General features: G+C 72.0%; 24 protein-coding genes and 1 pseudogene. 13 read left to right on the top strand and 12 right to left on the bottom strand.

What is annotated here, in order from left to right; genetic code table 11:
• Positions 1–63 precede the first annotated feature (63 nt).
• Together OG710_RS07080 and OG710_RS07075 are read right to left on the bottom strand one after the other, a co-directional pair.
• Positions 64–450 carry a nuclear transport factor 2 family protein gene (locus OG710_RS07080; RefSeq protein ID WP_111332269.1) on the bottom strand — a complete coding sequence of 129 codons (387 nt, stop codon included), beginning with the start codon at positions 448–450 and terminating at the stop codon, positions 64–66.
• 81 nt (positions 451–531) lie between these two features.
• Positions 532–1,773: an MFS transporter gene (locus OG710_RS07075; protein WP_330238555.1), complete on the bottom strand. Its 1,242-nt coding sequence runs from the start codon at positions 1,771–1,773 to the stop codon at positions 532–534.
• Positions 1,774–2,318: 545 nt separating this feature from the next.
• On the opposite strand from OG710_RS07075, the gene OG710_RS07070 reads away from it, so the two are divergent.
• The 3 genes from OG710_RS07070 to OG710_RS07060 all read left to right on the top strand — a co-directional run bounded on the left by OG710_RS07070 (position 2,319) and on the right by OG710_RS07060 (position 7,217).
• Positions 2,319–2,921 carry a TetR/AcrR family transcriptional regulator gene (locus OG710_RS07070; RefSeq protein ID WP_111332275.1) on the top strand — a complete coding sequence of 201 codons (603 nt, stop codon included), beginning with the start codon at positions 2,319–2,321 and terminating at the stop codon, positions 2,919–2,921.
• A gap of 435 nt (positions 2,922–3,356) precedes the next feature.
• Positions 3,357–3,746 (top strand): signal peptidase I, encoded by a 390-nt coding sequence (locus tag OG710_RS07065; protein ID WP_330238554.1) that lies wholly within the window; start codon positions 3,357–3,359, stop codon positions 3,744–3,746.
• A gap of 135 nt (positions 3,747–3,881) precedes the next feature.
• Entirely contained in the window at positions 3,882–7,217 is a 3,336-nt protein-coding gene (locus OG710_RS07060; RefSeq protein ID WP_330238553.1) for a BTAD domain-containing putative transcriptional regulator, read from the top strand.
• Between the two features lie 19 nt (positions 7,218–7,236).
• Here the strand turns inward: OG710_RS07060 and OG710_RS07055 are convergent, their stop codons facing one another.
• From OG710_RS07055 to panB, 3 genes are all read right to left on the bottom strand, one after another.
• On the bottom strand, positions 7,237–8,094 hold the full coding sequence (locus OG710_RS07055) for an ABC transporter permease (RefSeq protein ID WP_330238552.1): 858 nt from the start codon (positions 8,092–8,094) through the stop codon (positions 7,237–7,239).
• Complete coding sequence (locus OG710_RS07050; RefSeq protein ID WP_330238551.1) at positions 8,091–9,101, bottom strand: ATP-binding cassette domain-containing protein; 1,011 nt, start codon at positions 9,099–9,101, stop codon at positions 8,091–8,093. Before OG710_RS07050 ends, OG710_RS07055 begins: the two co-directional genes overlap by 4 nt.
• Before the next feature lie 130 nt (positions 9,102–9,231).
• Positions 9,232–10,116 (bottom strand): 3-methyl-2-oxobutanoate hydroxymethyltransferase, encoded by an 885-nt coding sequence (gene panB, locus OG710_RS07045; RefSeq protein WP_330238550.1) that lies wholly within the window; start codon positions 10,114–10,116, stop codon positions 9,232–9,234.
• Between the two features lie 168 nt (positions 10,117–10,284).
• Here panB and OG710_RS07040 point away from each other — a divergent pair, with 168 nt between their 5' ends.
• The 3 genes from OG710_RS07040 (at position 10,285) to OG710_RS07030 (ending at position 13,879) form a co-directional block, all read left to right on the top strand.
• Complete coding sequence (locus tag OG710_RS07040) at positions 10,285–11,889, top strand: MFS transporter (RefSeq protein WP_111332285.1); 1,605 nt, start codon at positions 10,285–10,287, stop codon at positions 11,887–11,889.
• 55 nt (positions 11,890–11,944) lie between these two features.
• A complete protein-coding gene (locus OG710_RS07035) occupies positions 11,945–12,694 on the top strand; it encodes a TetR/AcrR family transcriptional regulator (protein ID WP_330238549.1) in 750 nt (249 codons plus the stop codon).
• Positions 12,695–12,859: 165 nt separating this feature from the next.
• Entirely contained in the window at positions 12,860–13,879 is a 1,020-nt protein-coding gene (locus tag OG710_RS07030) for an endonuclease/exonuclease/phosphatase family protein (RefSeq protein WP_330238548.1), read from the top strand.
• A 68-nt stretch (positions 13,880–13,947) separates the two neighbouring features.
• Here the strand turns inward: OG710_RS07030 and OG710_RS07025 are convergent, their stop codons facing one another.
• The 3 genes from OG710_RS07025 to OG710_RS07015 form a co-directional block, all read right to left on the bottom strand.
• A complete protein-coding gene (locus tag OG710_RS07025; RefSeq protein ID WP_330238547.1) occupies positions 13,948–15,702 on the bottom strand; it encodes an NAD+ synthase in 1,755 nt (584 codons plus the stop codon).
• A 168-nt stretch (positions 15,703–15,870) separates the two neighbouring features.
• Complete coding sequence (locus OG710_RS07020; protein ID WP_330238546.1) at positions 15,871–16,305, bottom strand: CBS domain-containing protein; 435 nt, start codon at positions 16,303–16,305, stop codon at positions 15,871–15,873.
• Positions 16,306–16,484: 179 nt separating this feature from the next.
• A complete protein-coding gene (locus OG710_RS07015) occupies positions 16,485–17,180 on the bottom strand; it encodes a DUF3105 domain-containing protein (RefSeq protein ID WP_330238545.1) in 696 nt (231 codons plus the stop codon).
• 183 nt (positions 17,181–17,363) lie between these two features.
• Here OG710_RS07015 and glnA point away from each other — a divergent pair, with 183 nt between their 5' ends.
• Together glnA and OG710_RS07005 are read left to right on the top strand one after the other, a co-directional pair.
• Positions 17,364–18,725 carry a type I glutamate--ammonia ligase gene (glnA, locus tag OG710_RS07010; protein WP_111332293.1) on the top strand — a complete coding sequence of 454 codons (1,362 nt, stop codon included), beginning with the start codon at positions 17,364–17,366 and terminating at the stop codon, positions 18,723–18,725.
• Positions 18,726–18,866: 141 nt separating this feature from the next.
• On the top strand, positions 18,867–19,220 hold the full coding sequence (locus OG710_RS07005; protein WP_330238544.1) for a hypothetical protein: 354 nt from the start codon (positions 18,867–18,869) through the stop codon (positions 19,218–19,220).
• Here the strand turns inward: OG710_RS07005 and OG710_RS07000 are convergent.
• The gene (locus tag OG710_RS07000; RefSeq protein WP_330238543.1) at positions 19,205–19,630 is read right to left on the bottom strand and encodes a contact-dependent growth inhibition system immunity protein; all 426 of its coding nucleotides are present in this window, start codon (positions 19,628–19,630) and stop codon (positions 19,205–19,207) included. The two genes, OG710_RS07005 and OG710_RS07000, sit on opposite strands and share 16 nt — an antisense overlap.
• A 400-nt stretch (positions 19,631–20,030) precedes the next feature.
• Positions 20,031–20,561, bottom strand: a pseudogene (locus OG710_RS06995) (GntR family transcriptional regulator); the annotation flags it as partial.
• Here OG710_RS06995 and OG710_RS06990 point away from each other — a divergent pair.
• From OG710_RS06990 to OG710_RS06970, 5 genes are all read left to right on the top strand, one after another.
• Positions 20,483–20,830, top strand: a complete 348-nt coding sequence (locus OG710_RS06990) for a hypothetical protein (RefSeq protein ID WP_330242178.1) — start codon at positions 20,483–20,485, stop codon at positions 20,828–20,830. The pseudogene OG710_RS06995 and the gene OG710_RS06990 sit on opposite strands and share 79 nt — an antisense overlap.
• Positions 20,831–20,894: 64 nt before the next feature.
• Complete coding sequence (locus OG710_RS06985) at positions 20,895–21,719, top strand: hypothetical protein (protein ID WP_330238542.1); 825 nt, start codon at positions 20,895–20,897, stop codon at positions 21,717–21,719.
• A gap of 141 nt (positions 21,720–21,860) precedes the next feature.
• A complete protein-coding gene (locus OG710_RS06980; RefSeq protein WP_330242177.1) occupies positions 21,861–22,589 on the top strand; it encodes a peptidase E in 729 nt (242 codons plus the stop codon).
• 87 nt (positions 22,590–22,676) lie between these two features.
• Positions 22,677–22,901: a hypothetical protein gene (locus OG710_RS06975; protein ID WP_330238541.1), complete on the top strand. Its 225-nt coding sequence runs from the start codon at positions 22,677–22,679 to the stop codon at positions 22,899–22,901.
• A 168-nt stretch (positions 22,902–23,069) separates the two neighbouring features.
• A complete protein-coding gene (locus tag OG710_RS06970; RefSeq protein WP_330238540.1) occupies positions 23,070–23,861 on the top strand; it encodes a putative protein N(5)-glutamine methyltransferase in 792 nt (263 codons plus the stop codon).
• Between the two features lie 36 nt (positions 23,862–23,897).
• Here OG710_RS06970 and OG710_RS06965 read toward each other — a convergent pair whose 3' ends face one another.
• Both OG710_RS06965 and OG710_RS06960 read right to left on the bottom strand, forming a co-directional pair.
• Positions 23,898–24,446, bottom strand: a complete 549-nt coding sequence (locus tag OG710_RS06965; protein WP_330238539.1) for a hypothetical protein — start codon at positions 24,444–24,446, stop codon at positions 23,898–23,900.
• Positions 24,447–24,474: 28 nt separating this feature from the next.
• Positions 24,475–25,263, bottom strand: coding sequence for a hypothetical protein (locus OG710_RS06960; protein ID WP_330238538.1), 789 nt, complete (start codon positions 25,261–25,263; stop codon positions 24,475–24,477).
• Positions 25,264–25,350: the final 87 nt, after the last annotated feature.

Below are 25,350 nucleotides of genomic sequence, written 5' to 3'. Positions count from 1 at the left end.
GTACGGCGGAGGGGGTGCGGTGGGCGGAGACGGGGGATGTGCTCCGCCCACCGCGTTCCAGGCTCAGGAGAGCTGGGCCTGGAAGATCGCGTGGTTGAAGTACGCCTTCGCCTCGTGGATCAGGCCGTCCTCACCGAGCTCGTAGACGTTGATGCCCGACCAGTTGACCGGCTTGCCGTCCTTGGAGACGGCCGAGCCGTGCCAGGAGACGGCCACCGAGGAGCCGACCGTGTGGGCCTCGACCGGGGTCAGGCCGAGGAACGGGTCGAAGTTGGGGACGACGGAGGCGATGAAGGCGCGGATGGCCTCGCGGCCCTTGATCGGCTCGGTGCCGACCGGGTCGTGGAAGATGCCGGACTCCGCGAACGCGTCGGCCCAGGCGTCGACATCGCCCTTCTGCGAGGCGTCGAAGAACTGGAGGACGGCCTTGGGCATGGCGGGAGCGGTCATGAGGATTCTCTCTTTCGTGTCATGGACGGACGGACGTGTACGGACGGACGTGTACGGACGAGCGACGCGTCGGCGCCGGGATCAGGCCGCGGGGGCCCGGTGGGTGTCGTGGCGGCGCATGGCCGGTACGACGAGCAGTCCTGCGGCGGCGAGGGCGGCTTGCAGGGCGCAGGCGCCGCCCCAGCCGAACGCGCCGTAGCAGACGCTGCCGAGGGCGGCCGCGACGGCGCCGCTGAGGAAGGCGGCGACCATGTAGACGGTGTTGGCGCGGCTGCGCGCCTCGGGCAGGTAGGAGAAGATGCGGGCCTGGTTGGCGATCTGGCTCCACTGCACGGCCACGTTGGCCAGCATCACGGCCAGGATCATGAAGGCGATCAGGCTGCCGCCGAACCAGTAGGCACCCGCGGAGACCACCATGAGCACCAGGGCGACGGTGATGATCGGAGCCGCTGCCCGCCGGTCGATGAAGCGGCCGGCCCAGGGCGCGGCGAACGCTCCCGCGAGCCCGAGCAGCCCGAAGAGTCCGGCGGTCGCGCTGCTGTATCCGTAGGGCTCGTCGGCGAGGGCGAATACCAGCGTCGTCCAGGTCGCGGTGTAGGCGCCGAACAGGGCGCTGTGCATGAGGCAGGAGTGGCGCAGTACGGGTTCCTGGCGGAGCAGGCGCGGCAGTGAGCCGAGCAGTTGCCGGTACGGGAGGGCCTTGCGGGCCCCTTCGCGCGGCAGCAGGGCGACGGTCACCGCGCCCGTCAGGGCGGTCAGCACGGCGGCGAGCAGGTACATGGCGCGCCAGCTCAGCGCCTCACCCACCAGGCCGCCGATCACCCGGGAGCCGACGATGCCGGTCATGAGGCCGATCTGGACGTTCGCCACGATGGAGGCGCGGCGCTGCGGCGGGGCGAGTTCCGAGGCGAGCGGCACCAGCACCTGGGGGATCACGGTGGCCCCGCCGACGAGCGCGGCGGAGGCGGCCAGGACGGAGAGTCCGGGTGCGGCGGCGGCGGCCAGGAGCGCCAGGACGGTGCAGACCAGCATGGTGGTGAGCAGCGGGCGCCGCCTGCGGATGTCGCCGAGCGGTACGAGGAAGAGGATGCCGGCCGCGTAGCCGAGCTGGGCGCAGGTGACGACGGTCCCGGCCGCGGACGAGGAGACGCCGAGGTCGTCGGCGAACAGCGCGAGCAGCGGCTGGGCCAGGTAGACGTTGGCGACCGTGGCCGCGGAGCACACGGCCATGGCGAGGAAGAGGAGCGGGCGTGCCGTGCCCGGAGGAGAGGCGGGGCCGGCGCCCGGTTGGGCCGAGGTGGGGAGCGTGTCCGATTCCGACATGGGGAGGTCCCTGGGGTCGACGTACGAAGGGAGAAAGGGCGGGCGGGGCGCCCGGCGGGGCCGGGTCCCGGCCTACGGGTGCGCCGGAGGATGGCCGTAGAGGGCGCCGACGGCGGCACGGGGCGGCAACTCGCCCTCGGCGAAGGGCCGCATGACCGGTGCACCGATCCCGACTCCGCCGCGGTGCAGCCGGCGGTCGAACCGGCTTCGTCCGCCCGCGCTGTCGTGTGCCCAGATCCTGGTGGCGACGAATGCGCGCTGCGGGTTTCCGCCGGGGGACCGGGGGAGCACCTCTTCGGGCCCGCCCGTATACAGGCGCGGTGTTCCCGCTGGGGCGACAGGGCGAACCTGCGTCGTGTCCCGAGCCCGACACACAGGAGTAACGGCCCCGCGTCTCCGAGCCGACTCATACGCATGGTGCCTCTTCCCCCTGGACTCCGGGCTGCCGTGCTGTTGGCTACGCTCTATAGGTACACCAACCAGTTGGTTTAAATCAACTGGTTGGTTTAGTTGACTGCCGAACCGAGAGAAGAGGGGTCTGCGACGTGGCCGCACGGTCGGAACAGACGAAGAACCGCATCTATCAAGCCGCTCTGGAGGAGTTCGCCCAGTACGGCATCGCCGGCGCCCGCGTGGACCGGATCGCCAAGGCGGCGCAGGCCAACAAGCAGGCCATCTACCTCTACTTCGGCGACAAGGAGAAGCTCTTCGCGCTCGTGCTCGGCCGGGTGCTGGAGGAGCTCGCCGAAGCCGTGGCGCCGCCCTCCGGGAGCGACGGCGTGGCGGCCTACATCGAGCGGCTCTTCGCCTACCACCAGGAGCACCCGGCCGTGCTGAGACTGCTGCTCTGGGAGGCGCTGGAGTTCTCCACGGCGGAGGTGCCCGACGAGGAGTCCCGTACGGCGCACTACCAGGAGAAGGCCGGGGCCATCGGGGGGATCGGTGACGCGGGGACGGCCGGTCCGCTCGGCCCGCAGGCCCTCCTCCTGGTCTTCACCGGGCTCGTCGGCTGGCCGCTCGCCGTGCCGCAGGTCACCCGCATGATCATGGGCGACGACGCCGGCGCGATGGGGCGCACCCGGGCGGCGATCGTGGCGGCGGCGCAGACGATCGCCGACGCACGGCAGCAGGGGGCGGACGGGGAGTGACCCCGCCCCCCCGCGCCGGGGGCGTGTCGCCGTCCGCCGCACCGTAATGTCGGAGCCGGTCGCGGCCCGCGCTGCCCACGCGTCGCGTAATGCGAGCCCGGAAACCGCGGTTGACCCACTCCTTCCTGGCGGCCTGCGAGCGCCGCCGGGCCAGGCGGGTCGTAGACCTTCGGGAGGGTTCGCCGTGTACGACGACGAGGTTCGCTTCCTCGGCGCCCGCGCCCGGACACGGTGCCGGCCACCGCCCTGCACCTCGCGGCGGGGTGGGCTGCGGCATGCGGTTCCCGACCGCCGACGCGGCGGACCGGCCCCGCCACTGGTACGAACGCAGGGGCTTCACGGCCATCGGCCGTATCCACTGTGTCGAACGGGACCGACGCGAGCCGCCCGCCTGGAGGGGCCGCCCATGGATGTGCGCTGCTAGCGTCGCCCCACATGAACGACAGCGTATATGTGGGCAAAGCCGGCAAGGATGCCGCGCTCGACCGGGGCTGGATCCTCGGACACTTCAAGGCCGCGGGCGACCCCCGGCACAGCGAGGACGTCGAGATCAAGTGGGGCGTCCACCCACCCGGCGAAGAGCGGGCACGGTGGGTGCGGGGCGAGGACCGGACCGCGCTGCTCGTCCTGATCAGCGGGCGGTTCCGGGTGGAGCTGCCGGGCCGCAGTGTGCTTCTGGCGGAGCAGGGCGACTACGTGGTGTGGGGTGCTGGCGTCGACCACTCCTGGGTTGCCGAGGAGGAGTCCGTGGTGCTCACCGTCCGCTGGCCGTCCGTCCCCGGATACGCGGTCGGGCCGCGGCCGGAAACGGACGCACCGGCCTGACCGCCCCGCCGACACGCCGAAAACCCCTCGCCCGCCGGACCGGGTTGCGGAAAGGGTGGGGGTATGACGAGCGGGGCGGGGACACGGGGCGGGGCGGCTGTGCGGACCGCGGGGCGGGTCACGGAGAATGGGCGGGTGCGTTACGGCATCCTCGGCACCACCCAGGCACTCGGCGACGACGGCACGACCCTCCCCGTCGGCGGTGCGCGGCTGCGCGCCCTGCTGACCGTGCTCGCGCTGCGGCCGGGCCGCACGGTCCCGGTCGCCGTCCTCGTGGACGAGGTGTGGGACGGCGAACCGCCCGCCGACGCGGCCGGCGCGCTCCAGGCCCTGGTGGGGCGGCTGCGCCGGGCCGTCGGGCACGAGGCCGTCGCATCGGCGGAGAGCGGCTACCGGCTGGCCGCCCGGCCCGAGGACGTCGACCTGTTCCGCTTCGACCGGCTCGCCGGCGACGGCGCACGGGCGCTCGCCGACGGCGATCCGGCCCGCGCCACGGCCCTCCTGGACGAGGCGCTCGCCCTCTGGCGGGGCCCCGCCCTCACCGACCTCCCCGACCGGCACGCCGCCGCCACCCGCTGGACGGCCCGCCGGCTCGACGCCCGCCGGGACCGGCTCACCGCCGCCCTCCGCCTCGGCCGGGCCACCGAGGCGCTGCCGGAACTGGCCGCCCTCTGCGACGAACACCCCCTCGACGAACCCCTCCAGGCGCTGCGCCTGCGCGCCCTGCGCGACGCCGGACGCACCGCCCAGGCCCTGGCCGCCTACGACGAGGTGCGCACCCTGATCGCCGACCGCCTCGGCACCGATCCGGGCACCGAGCTGACCACCCTGTACGCCGAACTGCTGCGGCAGCGGCCCGCGAGCCCCGCCCCGGCGGCCCCGCCCGCCCCGCCCGCCCCGCCCGCCGCCCCCGCGCCGCTGGGCAACCTCCGCGCCCGGCTCACCAGCTTCGTCGGCCGGGAACGGGAGATGGCGGAGCTGCGCGGCGACCTCTCCCGCGCCCGGCTCGTCACCCTCCTCGGACCCGGCGGAGCCGGCAAGACCCGGCTCTCCCAGGAGGTCGCGGACACCATCGACCCCGGCACCTGGCCGGACGGCGTCTGGCTCGCCGAACTGGCCCCGGTGGACGACCCGGAGGCCGTACCGGAGGCGGTGCTCGCCGCGCTGGGCGCACGCGAGACGGTGCTGAGCGGGGCGGGGGCCGGGGAGCTCCGGGCGGCCGAACGGGCCGCCGGCGAGGAGCGCGCCGCCGGCGAGTCCCTGGCCCGGCTCACCGAGTACTGCGCGCACCGCCGCATGCTGCTCCTCCTCGACAACTGCGAGCACGTCATCGAGGCCGCCGCCGCCCTCGCCGACCATCTGCTGGCCCGCTGCCCCCGGCTCACCGTCCTCGCGACCAGCCGGGAACCCCTCGGCGTGCCGGGCGAGAACCTGCGGCCGGTCGATCCGCTGCCGGACCCGACCGCCCTGCGGCTGCTCGCCGAGCGCGGCGCCGCCGCCCGGCCCGGCTTCCGGGTGGACCAGGACGCGGCGACGGCGGCGGCCGCCGCCGAGATCTGCCGCCGCCTGGACGGCCTGCCGCTCGCCATCGAACTCGCCGCCGCCCGGCTGCGGATGCTCACCCCGCAGCAGATCGCGGACCGGCTCGACGACCGCTTCCGCCTGCTCACCAGCGGCAGCCGGACCGTGCTGCCCCGCCAGCAGACCCTGCGCGCGGTGGTCGACTGGTCCTGGGAGCTCCTCGACGACGACGAACGCGTCATCCTGCGCCGGCTGTCCGTCTTCGCCGGCGGCTGCACCCTGGAGGCCGCCGAGGCCGTCTGCGCGGACACCGCGGGCCGGTCCGGCGACGTCGCCCGCCTGCTGGGCTCCCTGGTCGACAAGTCACTGGTCGTGGCCGCCCCGGTGGACGACGGCCAGATGCGCTACCGGCTCCTGGAGACCGTCGGCGAGTACGCGGCGGAGCGGCTGGCGGAGTCGGGGGAGCGGGACGCGGTGGAGCGCCGGCACCTCGTGTTCTTCCGCGAGCTGGCCCGTACGACCGACCCGCTGCTGCGCGGCTCCGGCCAGCTCGCCGCCGTGACGCTGCTCCAGCGCGAGTACGAGAACCTGCGCACCGCCCTGCGCCACGCCGTCGCCGCCCGCGACGAGCAGGAGGCGCTGTGCATGGTGTTGTCGCTCTCCTGGTACTGGCAGATCCGCAACCTGCGCGCCGACGCCCTGCACTGGGCCGACGCGACCGCCGCCCTCGGCCCCGACCCGTTCGCGCCGCCCGTACGGCCCGCCCCGTCCATCCACGAGCGCTGCACCGACGCGCCCCCGCCCATGCGGCAGGAGCTGCTGGAGGAGGCGCGGCGCCAGGTGACGCTGGTCCAGCTGGTCAACATGGACCACGCCATGGACCAGTGGACGAACGAGGCCAGCATGGAGCGGCTGCGGGCGATCGTCGCCACCTACCGGGCCGGCCAGCCGCAGACCTGCCGCAGCCCGGCCTCGCTCTGGTTCTACGCCGTGATGCTCACGGGCGGCGTCGCCGACCTGCGCCATCTGCTGGACGAGACCGTGCGCGGCGCCCGCGCGTACGGCTACGAGTGGGAGCTGGCCGCCGCCCTCCAGATGCGGGCCAATGTGCTGGCCAACCGCCCCGACTGGGCGGGCGAGGCCCATAAGGACGCCGACGAGAGCCTGGCGATCTTCCACCGGCTGGGCGACGACTGGGGCATGGCCGAGGCGCTCTCCTCGCGCGGCGAGGCCAACGAGAAGCAGGGCGACTACGCGCGGGCCGCCACCGACTACCAGGCCGCGATCGGCTCGGCGGAGAAGCTGGGCGCCCTGGCCCAGGTGTCCGTGCTGCGCATCCGCTACGCCTCCGTGCTCACCGAGCTGGGCCGGGGCGCGGAGGGCGAGGCGATGATGCGCGAGGTGCTGGGCGACGAGCGCCGGACGGGGCACGAGGCGCGGCCGGCGGCCCGGCTGTTCCTGGCGATGTGGCTGGGCCGGGAGGGGCGGACCGCCGAAGCGCGCGAGCAGTTCGGCCTGCTCCTCGACGAGTTCGGCTCCCAGACGATGGCGGTCTTCGAGGGGTTCGTCCTGGGCGGCCTGGCCTGGCTGGACAACCAGGACGGCGAGTACGCCCGCGCGCTGGACCGCGCCAGGCGGGCGCTGCGCGGGCTGCGGGAGCCGCTGACGCAGATGGTGGCGCCGCAGATGGCGGTGATCAATCTGGTGATCCTCGCCTGGGCGCTGGGCGGGCTCGGCGGCGACGAGCGCTCCCGTACCGCGGCGCGGCTGCTGGGCGCCGGCCGGGAGAACCTGCCGCGGGGCCACTTCCTGAACGCGATGGAGCGCGAGAACTTCGCCCGTGCCGAGGCGCTGGTGCGCGGCCGGCTGGGGGACGCCGCCTTCGAGGCCGCGTACGCCGAGGGCGCCCGCCTCTCCGTGGAGGAGGCGGCCGCCCTCGTCGACGCGTGACGGGACTCGAACCCGCTGCTCAGGACTTCTTGCGGAACCTGGAGACCGCGAGCGGCGCCATGACCGCCGTGATGACCACGGCCCAGCCGAGCGTCAGCCAGACCGAGTCGCCGAGCGGGGTGCCCATCATCAGGCCGCGCGCCGCGTCGGCCAGGTTCGACAGCGGGTTGTAGTCCGTGAACGACTGGAGCCAGCCCGGCATCGTCGCGGGCGGGGCGAAGATCGAGGACCCGAACTGCAGCGGCATCATGACCAGCATCCCCATGCCCTGAACCGCCTGGGGCGTCTTCATCGCCAGCCCGAGCAGGATGAAGATCCACATGATCGCGGCGCCGAACGCGGCCGCGAGGCCGATCGCCCCGATCAGGCCCAGCACGGAGCCGTGCAGCTCCATGCCGAGCGCGAAGCCCATGCCGAGCAGGATCAGCGTGGCTACCATCATCCGGCCCAGCTCGACCACGATCTTGGCGATGAGCACCGAGGAGCGGGCGATGGGCATGGTGCGGAAGCGGTCCATGACCCCCTTGCGGAAGTCGTCGTTGACACCGCTGCCGACGGCCATGGCGATGTTCATGCCCATCATCGCCATCAGGCCGGGGATCAGGTAGTTCAGGTACTCCTGCCGGCCGCCGCCCATGCTGCCGCCGACCGAGCCGCCGAAGACGTACACGAACAGCAGCACGAAGATGACGGGCATCAGCAGCGCGTCGAACATCGACTCCGGATCTCTCTTGATCTGGAGCAGATTGCGCCGCACCAGCGCCCCGATGTGGCGCAGGTTGTTCCGCAGTCCGATCGAGCCCTCGTCGTGCGGCCGGGCGGCAGGCGGGCGGGCGGACGTGCCGGCGGGAGCGGGTGTCAGGGTCGTCGTGCTCATGCCGCGACCTCCTCGGGAGTCGTGTCGGTGACGGTGGCCTTGTCGCCGGTGATGGCGAGGAACACCTCGTCCAGGCTGGGCAGCGCGGTGGCGACATGGGCCAGCGAGAAGCCGCGGGCGCCGAGCAGCCCGATGACGGCGGTCAGCTGTTCGTCGCTGAGGATCGGTACGTAGAGCAGTCCCTCGTCCGGGACGGCCTGCGCGCCCGCCACCCCGTCGAGGCCGGTCTCGCGCAGCGCCTGCGCCATCGGGGCCAGCTCGGCCGGGTCCGAGGGGCGGATCTGCAGGGTGCGGCCGCCGACCTTGGCCTTCAGCTCGTCGACACCGCCGCTGGCGATGATGCGGCCCTTGTCGATGACGGTCAGCTCGTTGGCCAGCTGCTCGGCCTCTTCCATGTACTGGGTGGTGAGGAGCACGGTCGCCCCCTCCGCGACCATGCGCTGCACCTCGTCCCAGACCTCGTTGCGGGTGCGCGGGTCGAGCCCCGTCGTCGGCTCGTCCAGGTAGAGGACGGCCGGGTTGCCGATCATGGAGGCGGCCAGGTCGAGCCGGCGGCGCATACCGCCGGAGTACTCCATCGCGGCCTTCTTCGCCGCGTCCGTGAGCGAGAACCGCTCCAGCAGCTCGTCGGCCCGCGCCCGCGCCCTCTTGCGGGGGAGGTCGAGCAGCCGCCCGATCATGTAGAGGTTCTCCCAGCCGGAGAGCTTCTCGTCCACCGAGGCGTACTGGCCGGTCAGGCCGATGGTGCGGCGCAGCGCGCGGGGCTGCTTCACCACGTCGAAGCCGGCGACGACCGCGGTCCCGGCGTCGGGCACGATCAGCGTGGAGAGGCAGCGTACGAGGGTGGTCTTGCCGGCGCCGTTGGGGCCGAGCACACCGAGCACGGTGCCCTCGCGCACATCCAGGTCCACACCGTCCAGGGCCCTGGTCTCGCCGTAGTGCTTGACCAGTCCCCGTACCTCTACGGCGTTCCCGCCGTTTGCGGGGTTCTTGTCGATTCGCGTCATGCCCACCAGTGGACCAGCCGCCACCGACAGTCCGCCGACAGCGGCCCGACAACCCGCCGACAGCCGCCCGAGGAAGGCCGACGGCCCGCCGATGGGGGATTCGGCGGGCCGTCGTCGTTGCCGGTGGTGGTCAGTGGAAGGTGTGCTCCGGGGCCGGGAACGCGCCGCCGACGACCTCTTCCGCGTACGCCTTCGCGGCGTCGCCGAGGATCTGCCGCAGGTCCGCGTACTGCTTGGTGAAGCGCGGCACCTTGCCGCCGGTCAGCCCGACCATGTCGGTGTAGACCAGCACCTGCGCGTCGGTGTCGGGGCCCGCGCCGATCCCGACCGTGGGGATGTGCAGGGTGCGGGTGACCTCGGCGGCCAGTTCGGCCGGTACGAGTTCCAGGACGACGGCGAACGCGCCCGCGTCCTGTACGGCCTTGGCGTCGCGCAGCAGCTGCTGGGCGGCCTCCTCGCCCCGGCCCTGGACCCGGTAGCCCATCGCGTTGACGGACTGCGGGGTGAGGCCGATGTGGGCCATGACCGGGATGCCGGCCTCGACCAGCAGCCTGATCTGCTCGTGGCTGCGCTCGCCGCCCTCCAGCTTCACGGCGCCGACGCCGGACTCCTTGATCAGCCGGGTGGCGTTGCGCAGGGCCTGGACCGGGCCCTCCTGGTACGCCCCGAAGGGCAGGTCGGCGACGATCAGCGCGCGCCTGGTGCCCCGGACGACGGCGGCGGACAGCACGGCCATCTCGTCCATGGTGACCGGCACGGTGGTCTCGTAGCCGAGGTGACAGTTGCCCATCGAGTCGCCGACGAGCATGACCGGGATGCCGGCCTCGTCGAACACGGACGCGGTCATCGCGTCGTAGGCGGTGAGCATGGGCCACTTCTCGCCGCGCGCGGTGGCTGCGGCGACGTCGTGGACGGTGACCCGGCGGTTGCTCTTGCCCCCGTACAGCGTCCTTCCGCTGTCGGACGGGGTGCTCGCGGGGGATGCGGACTGATTCTGCGCAGCCGGAAGCGACATGGCAGGTGGCTCCTTCGTCATCTCGAGGCGCCCTGACGGCGTCCCCGGATCACTTCCATGGTGGCATCCCGGAGCCGGTCGCGGGAAGTGGGCCGCACCTCCCGGACCTCGGTAAAGAATTTACAATACGAGACGGTCTCGTATCGGAATGCCGTTAGGCTGCTCCCCATGTCCACACCTTCCGGCGCTCCCGCCGTCTCCCGGATACCGGAGGCGGTCCACCGCCGCCGCTGGGCGATTCTCGTCGTCCTGATGTTCAGCCTGCTCATCGTGGTGCTGGACAACTCGATCCTGAACGTCGCCGTCAAGACGATCGCCTCGCCCGCGCCCACCGGCATCGGCGCCACCCAGAGCGAGCTGGAGTGGGCGATCAACTCCTACACGCTCGTCTTCGCCGGCCTCCTGTTCACCGCCGGCCTGCTCGGCGACCGGCTGGGGCGCAAGAAGGTCCTGCTCTTCGGCATCACCCTCTTCGGCCTCGGCTCCGCGCTCGCCGCCATGTCCGACTCGCCCGGCCAGCTCATCACCTGGCGCGCCCTGATGGGCTTCGGCGCCGCCTTCGTCATGCCGGCCACGCTGGCCGTCCTGATGAACGTCTTCGAACGCGACGAGCAGCCCAAGGCCATCGGCATCTGGGCCGGCAGCGTCGGCCTCGGCATCGCGATCGGTCCCATCACCGGCGGCCTGCTCCTCGAACACTTCTGGTGGGGTTCGATCTTCCTCGTCAACGTGCCCGTCGTCATCATCGCGCTGGTCGCCATGGTGCTGCTCGTACCGGACTCGAAGGACCCGCGCCCCGGCCGGCTCGACCCGCTCGGCGTGGTCCTCTCCATCATCGGCCTGGTGCTGCTGGTGTACGGCATCATCCGGGGCGGCGAACTCGCCGACTTCACCGACACCTCGGTCCTGCTGCCGGTCGCCGGCGGCCTCGCCGTCCTGGTGCTCTTCGTCCTCCACGAGAAGCGCAGCGCCAGCCCGGCCATCGACATCGCGTACTTCCGGAAGCCCGCCTTCTCCGCGGCCGTCGCCGCCATCGCGCTGGTCTTCTTCGCGCTGATGGGCGTCACCTTCTTCTCCGCCTTCTACATGCAGAGCGTGCGCGGCTGGAGCGCCCTGGAGTCCGGGCTGCTGATCCTGCCGCTGGCCATCGCCCAGATGGTCTTCGCGCCGCGCGCCAGGATCGTCGTCGCCCGCTTCGGCGCCCGCGCCGTCTGCACCGCGGGCATGTTCGCCGTCGCCGTCGGCCTGGCCGCCTTCGCACTGTTCGACGCCGACACGCCCGTCTGGCTGATGTGCGTCGTCTTCTTCGTCCAGGGCACCGGCATGGCGCACGTCATGCCGCCGGTCACCGTGGCCGTCATGCAGGCCCTGCCGCGCGAGAAGGCGGGCTCAGGATCGGCCGTCAACAACACCTTCCGCCAGGTCGGCGGCGCGCTCGGCATCGCCGTACTCGGCTCGGTGCTGTCCGCCGTCTACCGGGGCGACATCGAGGACCACCTCGGCGCGCTGCCCGCCGCGGCCCGCGACGCGGCGGGGGAGTCCATCGAGGCCACCCTGGCCGTCGCCGGGAAGCTGGGCCCCGAGGGCGCCCCGCTGGTCGGCGCCGCGCACGACGCCTTCATGAACGCCATGCACGTCACCGCCATCGGCTCGGCCGCGGTCGCCCTCGTCGGCACGCTGGTCGTCGCCCTGTGGCTGCCGGGCCGCGAACCGGCCGCACCGCGGCCCGTGCACGAGGAGGAGCGACCCGCCCCGGCCGGCGCCGAACGGTGACACCGGCACCCCCTCGCGCGTCGGAGAGAATCAGGGGCGGCGAAAGGTGGTTCACGTGCAGGCTCAGGCACCGGAGGAACGGGCTGCCGGCGAGGCGGACGGGTCGGGCGAGCGGTCCGGCGGGGCTCCCGGCTGCGGAGACTGCGGCCGGGGCCCCGGCGAGGAACACGAGCCCCGCCGGGGGCGGCCGCGCAGTGCCGCCGCCGAGCGGGCCATCCTGGACGCCGTCGTCGAGCTGATCGAGGCCGGCGAACCGCTCGCCGCCCTCTCCATCGAGCGCATCGCCCGCACCGCCGGGGTCGGCAAGGCCACCATCTACCGGCGCTGGGCCGGCCGCGAGGAGCTGTTCGTCGACGTGCTCCGCGCCATCGAGCCGCCGGAACCGGAGGTCTCCGGCACCGGCGGCCTGCGCGATCTGCGCGTCCTGCTGGAATCGATGCGCAGGCGCGGCCTCGCCCAGCGCTCCTCGGCCCTGCTGCACAACGTGTTCGCGCAGATGAAGAGCCTGCCCAAGCTCTGGGACGCCTACCACGGCACGGTCATCGCCCCCCGCCGCCTCGCCATGGTCGCCGCCGTCCGGCGCGCCGTGGAGGCGGGGGAGCTGCGCGACGACACGGACGTGGAACTGATGGACGACCTGTTCCTCGGCCCCATGCTCGTACGCACCATCCACCGGCCCGACGCGCCGCTGCCGGAGGACCTCGCCGACCGCATCATCGCCCTGGCCGTCGAGGGCCTCGCGCCCCGGCGGCCCGGCCCCGCCCCGGACGACACGGGCGGACGCGCCGGAGCCGGACGTATGTGATCGTTTCGTCACAGAGCCCGCGATTCACCTTCCCGCAGGAACTGCCGGAGCCGTCCGCCACGTCCTCGTGGCAGAACCACCGCACCGGGCGGCATGAAAGGCGTCGCCCATCCCCTAGGGTCGGGGGCGCGGCGATGTGTACGGCAAGGCAGTGAGGACAGCGCGATGGTGCAGGCGTACAGGGCGGACACCGGGAACGGCCTGGGGCCGCGGCCCACCGGCTCCCGCTTCCGGGACCTGCGCGACAGACTCACCCGCGACCCCGGCATCTGGCGTCGCGGCATCGTCCTGGCGGCCCTGGCCGTCCTGCTGACCCTCGTCATGGCCTTCCACGCGCGGGTTCCGAACCGCATCGGCAACCTGGGCAGCCTCACCGAGACGTTCCTGCCCTGGTTCGGCCTGTTCATTCCGCTGCTGCTGGTCCTGGGCCTGGTGCGCCGCTCGGGCACCGCCCTGGTGGCGCTGCTGCTGCCGGTCGTGGTCTGGCTCAACATGTTCGGCGGCCTGTTCACCGACAAGTCCGGCAGCGGCGGCGACCTCACCGTCGCCACCCACAACGTCAACGCCGACAACCCGGACCCCGCCGCCACCGCCGACCAGGTCGCGGGCTCCGGCGCGGACGTCGTCGCCCTCCAGGAACTGCCCGCCGGCAAGGTCGCGGCGTACGAGAAGGCGCTCGCCGGACGCTTCCGCTACCACTCCGTGCAGGGCACGGTCGGCCTGTGGAGCAAGTACCCGCTCAGCGACACCCGCCCGGTGGACCTGAAGATGGGCTGGGTCCGCGCCATGCGCACCACCGTCACCACGCCCGAGGGCCCGCTCGCCGTGTACGTGGCGCACCTGCCCTCCGTACGGGTCAAACTGCACGCCGGGTTCACCGCCAACCAGCGCGACCAGAGCGCGGACGCCCTCGGCAAGGCCATCGCGCACGAGCGGCTGTCCCGCGTCGCCCTCCTCGGCGACCTGAACGGGACGATGAACGACCGCTCGCTCAACGCGGTCACCGCCCAGATGCGTTCCACCCAGGGCGCGGCGGGCGACGGCTTCGGGTTCAGCTGGCCGGCCTCGTTCCCGATGGCCCGGATCGACCAGATCCTGGTCAAGGGCGTCGAACCGATGTCCTCCTGGACCCTCCCGGCCACCGGCAGCGACCACCTCCCGATCGCCGCCCGCGTCAGGCTCTGACCGGGGTACGACGGAGCCGTGGGGCGCAGGGACGAATCCCCGGGCCCCACGGCTCCGTCGTACCGGCGTCAGCCGTTCTCGCGCCAGCGGTTGGTGATCGGCAGCCGCCGGTCCTTCCCGAACCCCTTCGGCGAGATCTTCGTCCCCGGCGGGTACTGCCGCCGCTTGTACTCCGCCGCGTCCACCATCCGCAGCGTCTTCGCCACCAGCGCCCGGTCGAACCCGGCCGCGACGATGGCTTCGAGGCCCTGGTCCCGGTCCACGTACAGCTCCAGGATGCGGTCGAGCACGTCGTAGTCCGGCAGCGAGTCCGTGTCCACCTGGCCCGGCCGCAGCTCGGCGCTCGGCGGCTTGGTGATGGACGCCTCCGGGATCGGCGGCGTCTGCCCGCGCTCCTCGGCGGCCCGGTTGCGCCACTTCGCCAGCCGGAACACGGACGTCTTGTACACGTCCTTGATCGGCCCGTACGCGCCGACCGAGTCCCCGTACAGCGTCGAGTAGCCCACGGCCAGCTCCGACTTGTTGCCCGGAGCCAGCACGATCTGGCCCTCCTGGTTGGAGATCGCCATCAGCATCGTGCCGCGCAGCCGCGACTGGAGGTTCTCCTCCGCGAGCCCGGTCAGCCCCAGCGAGCCCATGTACGCGTCGAACATCGGCTCGATCGGGACGGTACGGAAGTTGAGCCCGGTCCGCCGGGCCAGCTCGGCCGCGTCGCCCTTGGAGTGGTCCGAGGAGTACTTGGACGGCATCGACACCCCGTACACCTGCGGGGCGCCCAGCGCGTCGCAGGCGATCGCGGCGACCAGCGCCGAGTCGATGCCCCCGGAGAGCCCGATGAGCACGCTGTTGAAGCCGTTCTTCGCGGCGTAGGCCCGCAGGCCCACCACGAGGGCCGTGTACAGCTCCTCGTCGTCGTCCAGCCGGTCCGCGTACCCGCCGGCCAGCTCCGCCTCGTACGGCGGCAGCGGCTCCTCCGAGAGGACCACATGGTCGATGCGCAGCCCGTCCGTGACCACGCCGGACGGCGGCTCGGCCGCGGCGGCCGGCAGCTCCAGGTCGAGGATCACGCTGCCCTCGGCGAACTGCGGGGCGCGCGCGATGACCTCGCCCTCCCGGTCCACGACGATCGAGTCGCCGTCGAACACCAGCTCGTCCTGGCCGCCGATCATCGCCAGGTAGGCGGTCGTGCAGCCGGCCTCGCGGGCCCGCTTGCGGACCAGTTCGAGCCGGGTGTCGTCCTTGTCCCGCTCGTACGGCGAGGCGTTGACCGACAGCAGCAGCCCGGCCCCGGCGGCGCGCGCGCCCGGCACGCGGCCGCCGTCCTGCCAGAGGTCCTCGCAGATCGCGAGCGCCACATCGATGCCGTGCACCCGCACCACGGGCATCGAGTCGCCCGGCACGAAGTACCGGAACTCGTCGAAGACGCCGTAGTTCGGCAGATGGTGCTTGGCGAAGTTCAGCGCGATCCCGCCGCGGTGCAGCACCGCGGCGGCGTTGCGCGGCGAACCGGCGGGCTGGCCGTAGCGCTCCGCCGCGAACTCCGAGCGGTCGAGGTAGCCGACGAGGACGGGAACCTCCCCGAGGCCCTCCGCGTCGAGCCGGGCGGCGAGCGCGCGCAGCGCCTGCCGCGAGGCCTCGACGAAGGACGACCGCAGGGCCAGGTCCTCGACGGGGTAGCCGGTCAGCACCATCTCGGGGAACGCCACGAAGTGGGCGCCCTGTTCGGCGGAGTGCCGGGTCCAGTGGACGATCGCCTCGGTGTTGCCGGCGAGGTCGCCGACGGTCGAGTCGATCTGATTCAGTGCGAGGCGTAGTTGAGGCACGCGGCCCACTCTAATCGTCTGACTGACGCGATGCTGGGCGGGCCGCGTGAGACGGGGCACGCCGCGCCGGATTCGGTGGTGCGCGGCGCGCGGGAATCTCCGGTCCGATGCGCCGGACGGCGTGTGCCGGATTCAGTGGTGTCCGGTGCGCGGGACGGTGTGCCGGATTCAGTGCTGCCCGGTGCGCGAGTACACCTTCTCCGCCCAGTCGGCGATCTGGTCGTCGGACAGGTGCCGGGCCAGGTCGGCCTCGCTGATCATGCCGACCAGCTTCTTGTTCTCGACGACCGGGAGCCGGCGGATCTGGTGGTTCTGCATCTCCCTCAGCACCGCCTCCACGTCCGCGTCCGCGTCGATCCAGCGGGGCGTGCCCTGGGCGAGTTCGCCCGCGGTGACCTTGGACGGGTCGCGGCCCTCCGCCACGCAGCCGACGACGATGTCGCGGTCCGTGAGGATGCCGATCATCCGGTCCTGCTCACCGCTGGCCGAGATGGGCAGTGCGCCGACGTGGTGCTCGCGCATCATCTGCGCGGCGCGGTCGAGGGTCTCGTGCGCCGGAATCCAGGTGGCGCCGGTGTGCATGATGTCCTTGGCGGTGGTCATGGGGGATTCCTCCTGCGTACCGAGGGACGGCCGGACGTACAACCCCGAGCGCACCCATCGTCATGGACCCGTTCGGGGGACGCGACCGCTATCGGCCATACGGGTGGTTTTCCGGTACGCGGGAATTTCCGGACCGGGCCCCGCCCGCCCGGCGCGGGGCCCTGTGCGCAGCCGGCCCCTTACGAGCCGTCGAGGCCGCCCGTGCAGGCGGCGCCCGGCTCGGGCGTCTGCGGCCCCTGCACGTAGTGGGTGAAGAACTGCGCGACCCTCGGGTCGTCCGCGCCGTCCACGGTGACCTGCTTGCCCCAGGCGGTCAGCATGATCGCGCCCGCCTGGTCCGGGTAGGGGCTCATCAGCGAGTACGGCGTCGTCGACACCCGGTCCGCCAGCTTCGCGACATCGGCGTCGGACGCCTTGTCGTTGTACGTCACCCAGACCGAGCCGTGCTCCAGGGCGTGCACGGCGTTCATGTCGGGGATGGCCTTCTTGTAGACCTCGCCGTCGCAGTTCATCCAGACCGGGCTGTGGTCGCCGCCGACCGGGGGCTTCATGGGGTACGTGACGGTGTCGGTGACGTGGTTGCGGGTCAGCTTCTTCGCGTCCCAGGACCTCTCGCCCTCGATCGGCCCGGCGGCTGCGGTCCCGTCCTGCGGGGCGACGGAGGCGGACCCGCCCTTGCCGTCGCCGCCCATCGAGCTCTCGACGCCGGACTTGTCGTCGGCCCTGTCGATGAGCGCGTACGAGCCGAAGGCGACGAGCCCGGCGACCAGGACGGCGCCCACGCTCACGGCGACGACCCGGACGCGGCGGTCCCGCGCCCGGTCGGCGTTGCGCATCTGCTCTATGCGGGTCCTGCGGTCGTGGTCGTAGCTCATGTCGTGAATCCTTCGGGGAAGGGGCGATGAGGAGACGGGGCGCGCGCCGATCGTAGTGGGTGGCCGCGTGCTCCATGTCACGTCGGGTGCGTAATCTGGGGGAAATCCGGGGTCGTGATACTGGAGTCCCTCCCCAGCCCGCGAAGGTGGAGCCCGGGCCATCTGAACTGCAAGGATGTGGCTATGGACAAGCAGCAGGAATTCGTCCTCAGAACCCTTGAGGAGCGCGACATCCGGTTCGTACGGCTGTGGTTCACCGATGTGCTCGGTTACCTCAAGTCCGTGGCCGTGGCCCCCGCCGAGCTTGAGCAGGCGTTCGACGAGGGCATCGGGTTCGACGGCTCCGCGATCGAGGGCTTCGCCCGGGTGTACGAGTCGGACATGATCGCCAAGCCCGATCCGGGGACGTTCCAGATCCTGCCCTGGCGCGCGGAGGCTCCGGGTACGGCCCGGATGTTCTGCGACATCCTGATGCCGGACGGCTCGCCGTCCTTCGCCGACCCGCGCTTCGTGCTCAAGCGCATCCTGGCGAAGACCTCGGACCTGGGCTTCACCTTCTACACCCACCCCGAGATCGAGTTCTTCCTGCTGAAGGACAAGCCGGTCGACGGCACCCGGCCCACCCCCGCCGACAGCTCCGGCTACTTCGACCACACCCCGCAGAACGTCGGCATGGACTTCCGCCGCCAGGCGATCACCATGCTCGAATCCATGGGCATCTCCGTCGAGTTCAGCCACCACGAGGGCGCGCCCGGCCAGCAGGAGATCGACCTGCGGTACGCGGACGCGCTCTCGACGGCCGACAACATCATGACCTTCCGCCTGGTCATGAAGCAGGTCGCGCTGGAACAGGGCGTGCAGGCGACGTTCATGCCGAAGCCGTTCTCGGAGTACCCGGGCTCCGGCATGCACACCCACCTCTCCCTCTTCGAGGGCGACCGCAACGCCTTCTACGAGTCCGGCGCGGAGTACCAGCTGTCCAAGGTGGGCCGCTCCTTCATCGCGGGCCTCCTGCGGCACGCGGCGGAGATCTCCGCCGTGACCAACCAGTGGGTCAACTCCTACAAGCGCATCTGGGGCGGCTCGTCCCGCGCGGCCGGCGCCGGCGGCGAGGCCCCCTCGTACATCTGCTGGGGCCACAACAACCGCTCCGCGCTGATCCGCGTCCCGATGTACAAGCCCGGCAAGACCGGCTCCGCCCGCGTCGAGGTCCGCTCCATCGACTCCGGTGCCAACCCCTACCTGTGCTACGCGGTCCTGCTCGCCGCCGGCCTCAAGGGCATCGAGGAGGGCTACGAACTCCCGGCCGGCGCCGACGACGACGTCTGGGCCCTCTCCGACGCGGAACGCCGCGCGATGGGCATCGAACCGCTCCCGCAGAACCTGGGCGAGGCGATCTCCCTGATGGAGAAGAGCGAACTGGTCGCGGAAACCCTGGGCGAACACGTCTTCGACTTCTTTCTCCGCAACAAGAAGCGAGAATGGGAGGAGTACCGCAGCGAGGTCACCGCCTTCGAACTGAAGGCGCTGCTGCCGGTGCTGTAGTCACGGCCGGAGGTTTCCGCCGGGAGGGCCGCGCCGCGTCAGGTGCGCGCGCCCTCCCTGGGCCGCTCCGGCGACGCCGGCACGGCCCGGTGTCGAAAGGGCGTGGCCGCCGGGTTTGCGGGGCCGGTATCGTCCGGTCGCATGAACAGCCGCCGAGCCACGACGACCCTTTGGCGCCCGACCGGTCCCGAGGAGCTGGCCCTGGTGCGCGAACTGGGCTGGCGTGCCTGGCCGCCCCGGCTTCCCGAGCAGCCGATCTTCTACCCGGTCCTCAACGAGGACTACGCGATCCGCATCGCGCGCGACTGGAACGTACGCCACAGCGGCGCAGGCTTCGTCACCCGCTTCGAGGTCGAGTCGGACTTCCTGAGCCGCTACCCAGTCCAGCAGGCGGGCGGACGCACCATCCTGGAACTATGGATTCCGGCGGAGGAGCTTGACGACTTCAACGCGCACATCGTGGGCGAGATCCAGGTGGTTCACGAGTTCCACTGACGCACGCCGAGAAAGCGACCGACCTCCTCCGCGGCCCCACGGCGGAGGCCGGCGACCGCTTCCTCCGGCAGCTCGACGACGACGGCCCGCAACTCCTCCGCCAACTCCGGGAACAGATCCCACACGGTCGCCGGAACGTTCACGGTCGCGAGCAGCAGATCGCCCTCGTAGTAGTACGCGTCGAGCAGCGGCTCCTCCACCAGCATCCGCACCGCCAGCGGAACGACGTACGCCAACGCCACCTGCTGCGAGACGAGCACCCGCAGATCCGCCGCCCGCAACTCCCCCAGCGGCACCCGCCGCAGCGCATGCACCTTTCGCACGAGGTGCGTGGCATCGGCCGGGGGCTCCGTCCAGCGGGGCGCGTCCAACTCATCAAGCGTCTGCCCCAGATGCAACAGAAGGTCCATGTGGCCCATTGTCATCCGCCCGGACGTCCTGCCAACTGTGCGGACCGGCATGGCCGTCGAACAGACAGCAGGCGTCTCCATCGTGGCCGGGGGCGTTGGACGGGCAGTCCGGGAGGACGCTGAGCCCGACTTCGGCGTCGTGCCATCGGAGCCACAGAGCGGTGGTTGGGCCGACCTCGTCGAGGAGTGCGTAGTGCGGGCCGTTCGTGTGTGAGCGCGGTCCGCCCCGCGCACGGTGCGCAGCCACACGGTGGGTATCCGCCAGGACGGGGAGCGTTGGTGCATTCGGCGCCTGCACCACCGTGACGGGCCCCATCGATGAGATTCCCAACTTCCGTACATGAGTCAAGCGGCTGTCTTCGCTGCAATGTGCGCCGATGCGCGCAAGGCTGACGTCTGCTCAGTCCTCTGCGGGAAAGCGGTACTCCAGGACGAACTGATCGGCGGCCATGAGCGTGTCGCATACCTCTACGATCCGCCCGGACGTCGCCTCGGCATCGCGTACGAGGTGGACTACCGGGGAACCCGGGCTGAGTGCCAGTGCGGATGCCTCGGCCTTGGTGGCGAGGCGGGCGCGTACCGTTTCGCTGAACTCCGCGAGGGTGTGGCCGTTCTCTTCGAGGCGCGCGTAGATCCCGCCGCCGGGGTTTTCGGCGAACAGCTCCGGGATGTCCTTCGCGATATCCCAGGGCAGGTAGGAGGTGGCCTCCTCGGTCGCGACGCCCTCGCGGAAGTAGCGGCGCTTGCGCGCGAGTACCTGGGAGCCGAGGGGTACGCCCAGCCGTTTCGCGATCTCCTCGGGTGCCTCGGCCGGGCAGATGAAGAGCACGGCCACGGAGGGCTTGCCGCCGGATCGCTCTGCTTCCGCGAGGTAAGAGCTGGATCGCCGGGGTGCGGCGGCACTTTCCCGGGGAGCCCAAGGCCGGGTACGTCATGCCGTGGGAGGAGACCCCGCAGTGGGAGCGGGAAGCGGCCGGGGCGGTGTACGAGCAGGTGCGGCAGTTCGTCGAGGTGAGCGGCGGGCACGCGGCGCGGCTTTCGCGGGAGCAGAAGGGGCGGTTCGTGGCGCTGTGCTGGACGGCCCAGATGTACAAGCACTTCGAGGAGCCGAAGCCCGGATACGTCGCGGACTGGGGCGAGTTGCCCCAGTGGCAGCGGGAGACCGACGCCGACATCTTCGAGGCCGTCGTGGCCGCGTGACGGCGCGTCGAACGCCGGGGCGAAGGACTCCCCCGGGGCGGTGTTCGCGCATACGATCACGCACATGTCCCTCACATCTCACATACCCCTTCTCCACGCCGGCGCGGACACCGTCGTGCTCGTGGAGGACGGTGGGCTGACCGTGCGCCGTCCGCACGAGCAGGCGCACATTCCGCTGGCGGCCATCAGCCGGGCGCGGGTCGAGGCGGACCACCTCGCCATCGAGCTGACCGCCTCGCCGGGCATGGACAAGCCGTTCGTCCACCGGGTCTGGGACGTGGCCGATGCCGGGGTGGCCACGGCCTTCGCCGACGCGGTGAACGCGGCGCTGCCGGAGCGGCCCGAGGGTGTGGAGCCGGTCGACGGGGCGGGGCTCGTCTCCGGCGAGCGGCTGTACCAGCCGAGCTACCGGAGATGGCTGCGCCGGATGCGGCTGGGCACGTACGCCGGGGTCGTGCTGGTCATCGGCGTGAGCGTGCTCGTGGGCGTCCTGGGTACCCCGACCAACCTGGCCCTCGTCACGCCGCTCGGCCTCGTGGCGATCCCCGTGCTCGCCCTCGGCGCGTTTCTTCTCTACACGCCGGTGGAAGAGCGGTATCTGCGCAAGCGCGGCGTCCGAACCGCTGCCGTCCGGCTGCACGGCCGGTCCGGCGAGTACGTGTTCACGGACCCGTCCGGCATGATCCGCACCGTGTTCTCCTCCGTGAACACCTGGAGCATCGAGGCGCTCTACGACCCGCGCGACCCCGGCCGCGTCCTGGCCCTGCGGTCGCGGAAACAGCGCCTGCCCGGCGTGCTCGCCATCTTCCTCGTCCTCGCAGTCGGCTTCCTCTTCGCGTACGTCTCCTTCGCGGCGGCGACCGGCCTCGTCACCCCCGGCGACGCGTAGCCGGCCCGGCGCCGAAATGGCGTGGCCGCCGGGCTGCCGGGCCGGGTAGCGTCCGGCCGCACAGTCGGTTGCCGGACGGTGGCACCGCCGGCGTACGGCGGGGCCGTGCCGTCCGGCGCATTTGCGAGGAGGGGCATGGCCATGGCGAGAAGCGCGGGGTGCGTGCGGAGGATCGCTCTGCTCGGGGGCGGCTTCTCCACGGACGAGGACGGGGTGCTGGACGACTGGGTGCTCGGGCAGGTGGACGCCGAACTGCCCCGGGTGTGCTTCGTGCCCACGGCCAGCGGGGACGCCGTCGCGTACGTCGACCGGTTCCACCGGGCGTTCCGGGAGCGGTCCTGCGTGCCCGGCGTACTGCCCCTTTTCGAGCGGGAGTCGGACGACGCGGCCCTGCGGGAGTTCGTGCTCTCCCAGGACGTCCTCTACGTCGGCGGAGGCAACACCGCCAACCTGCTTGCCGTCTGGCGTGCGCACGGCGTGGACCGGCTGATGCGGGAGGCGTACGAGCGCGGGGTGCTGTTGTGCGGCATCAGCGCGGGTGCCAACTGCTGGGCCGAGGCCTCGCACACGGACTCGTTCGGACCCCTGACGCATCTCCCGGACGGGCTGGGGCTGCTGTCCGGTTCCGTCTGCCCGCACTACGACAGCGAGCCGGCACGGCGCGCGTCCTACGGGGCCGCCGTGGCCGGTGGCGTGCTGCCGGGCGGGTGGGCCGTTCAGGACGGAGCCGGCGTGCTGTTCGCAGACGGACGCGTGGCCGATGTCGTGGCGCGTACGGAGGGTGCCCGGGTGAGCCGCGTGGAGGCGGACGGGCACGGGGGCGTCACCGTCCGGCCCCTGTCGGGCCGGCGCATCGGGGCGGACGTGTAGCGGTCGCTGGACTACCTCCCCCCGGTACCGGACAATGGGCGGAAGATCACGGGCCCCTCGCGGGGCGTGACCAGGGGGAGGGGCGCCGTGCACGCGGTTCTCGGACTGATGGGATTGCTGTCGGCACTGATCGTTCTGCTGATCGTGCGGGTGAACCTGCGTCAGCGGCGGCGTACCGACAACTTCGACGGCCAGGAGATCGAGCGGCAGCACAGCGCGGAGATCCGCAACATCCGCGCCGCGAACTCGTCGAACGCCGTGCACAACAGCTTCGTCAACGGCGGCAACGACTACCGGCCCCGACGGCGCTGAGCGGCGGCTGGGGTAGTCTTTCGCATCCCCGCACGGGGACCTGACCAAGGAGGTGGGACCGATCACCGCTGTATCGCACCGGGTGCTCCCCTCCCGCGATCGCGTGGCCGACCGGACCTGACCCGGCCGCGGAGCACCCCTCGGCGTTTCTCCGAAAGGCTCCGCACCATGCCGGTCCCGCTGTCACCGTCCGCCCTCTCCTCCCTCGCCGCCGCACTGCGCGCCGCCGGCTGCGTCTTCGCCGAGGACGAGGCCGGGCTCATCGCCGCCACCGCAGACCACCCCGCCGACATCGATGCCATGGCGCGCCGGCGCGCCGCCGGACACCCCCTCGAACACGTCCTGGGCTGGGCCGAGTTCAACGGGCTGCGGATCGCCGTGGACCCCGGCGTCTTCGTCCCCCGCCGCCGCACCGAGTTCCTGGTGGAGCGGGCCGTCTCGCTCGCCCCCGACCCGGCCGTCGTCGTCGACCTGTGCTGCGGCTCCGGCGCGCTCGGTGCCGCCCTCGCCGCGGCCCTGGACCGCGTCGAACTCCACGCCGCCGACGTCGAGCCCGCCGCCGTACGCTGCGCCCGCCGCAACATCGGGGAGCGCGGACGCGTCTACGAGGGCGACCTGTTCGCCGCACTGCCCGAAACGCTGCGCGGGCGCGTCGACGTGCTGCTCGCCAACGTGCCGTACGTACCGAGCGAGGACGTCCCCCTGCTGCCCGCCGAGGCGCGCGTCCACGAACCGCTCGTCGCGCTCGACGGCGGCGGCGACGGGCTCGACGTCCTGCGCCGCGTCGCCGCCGAGGCACCGCACTGGCTGGCCCCCGGCGGCAGCCTCCTCGTCGAGACCAGCGAACGCCAGGCGGAACGGGCGGCACAGGCCGTCGCCGCCACCGGCCTCACCGCACGGGTGGCCACCTGCGAGGAGCGGTACGCGACCGTCGTGACGGGAACACGGGCAGCGGGCTGACGCGGTGACCGCCTCACCGGGCGACCGGTGCGGGCGCTACTCCGCGGCAGCGGTGAGGATGACGCCCCTCTTCAGGAGATCCACGCCGTCGCCCGACAACCGGACCGTCGCACCGTGGGGCGGCTCGATGAAGTCCATGTCGCTGTCGTAACGGATGATCCGGTCGAGGACGAGGCCCGGCCGGGCAGCCTCTGCCCCATCGGTGACCGGGGCAGCGCCGAACCGCTGCCCGAGGCGGACCACGCCGCCCACACAGCGGGCCACGCACACGGCGGCTTCGGCGCTCCGGTCCTCCACGGAGTAGATCTGGAGCTGCCCGGCGCTGTCGTCGAGCACGCGCCGGATACCGCGTGCTCCGTCGATGTCGCTCTGCAGCGCGCTGAAGCGGGGCGGTTCCCGGCTCGCGTCGAGCACGACGACGTGCAGCCGGTCCCCGACTCGGGGCGGTGCGGCCTCCTCGTCCCACCAGGAGGGGTGTTTCACCTGGTCGATGAACCCGATCTCGCCGTCCACTCCGACCTGTGAGCCCACCGGAGCTACCCCGGTCACCGTCACATCGAGTTCCTGGCCATCGTGAAACGTCATTGAGGTCCTCCGAGCTGGGTGCGGTGGGCTATGACTGTCGCCTGGCCGGGGTGTCGAGGTAGTCCTCGACCAATTGGCTGATGAATGTGCGCAGGGCGTTCGCCCGGTGGCGGTCCTCGCGCTGGTCGCGCAGGTCCTGATCGGCTGCCCGGAGCCGTTCGAGGGCGGCGGGTTCGCCGTCTTCCACGTCAAGGATCAGGGGCTGGGTGATCAGGTCCAGACACTCGGTGAACAGCCTTCGGACGGCTGTTGTCGGTGGGTCGGGGTCGGGGTCGGGGTCGGCGTACGGGGTGGTCACGTATCGCGCGGGGTCGGAGAGGCTCCAGCCGACGACAGTGCCGTGCTGGACGAGGAGCGCCATGTCCCGGGCGATGCCGATGCGGGCGTCCAGGGGCCCGTTGAGGACATCGAGGTCGCGCAGGCAGGTCAGTACGGTGTCCCCGGAGGCGCGGCAGTGCACAGAAGTCATCTCATGCCGGAAATCCCGTGCCTCGTCGGCACGAAGCCCCCCCGGACGCACGGGAGGTTCCAGCGGTACGCGGGCACAGTCCTCGGCGGACGCGGGCTCCTCGGGCACACGGAACTCGGCCCCGACGAGCTGCCGGCCCGCCGGAGTGAACCGAATGACGTCGGGCATGTCCCACAGAAATTCCTGGCTGCCGAACGTATTCAGGAGAAACCCCTCCCGCTCGGTCATGTCCGTATAGGGCACGACGCGGACGGTCCGGCCTTCGAAGCGGGGGACGAGGCGCAGCGGCTCATTCGTCACCGTCGCGGACCAGCCACCGTCGAATCTCAGTTGCCTCGCCGTCACCACCTCATCCGGCCTTCCTGTCCTGTGTGTCGCAGTGGGCCACTGCGACAGGGAATTCTGAGAGAGACGCGTCGCGCTTTCACGGAACGG

The organism is Streptomyces sp. NBC_00525 (assembly GCF_036346595.1).
GTDB lineage: Bacteria > Actinomycetota > Actinomycetes > Streptomycetales > Streptomycetaceae > Streptomyces.
The sequence above is the reverse complement of the archived record's forward strand: the minus strand, read 5'-3'. Positions and strand labels throughout refer to the sequence as shown.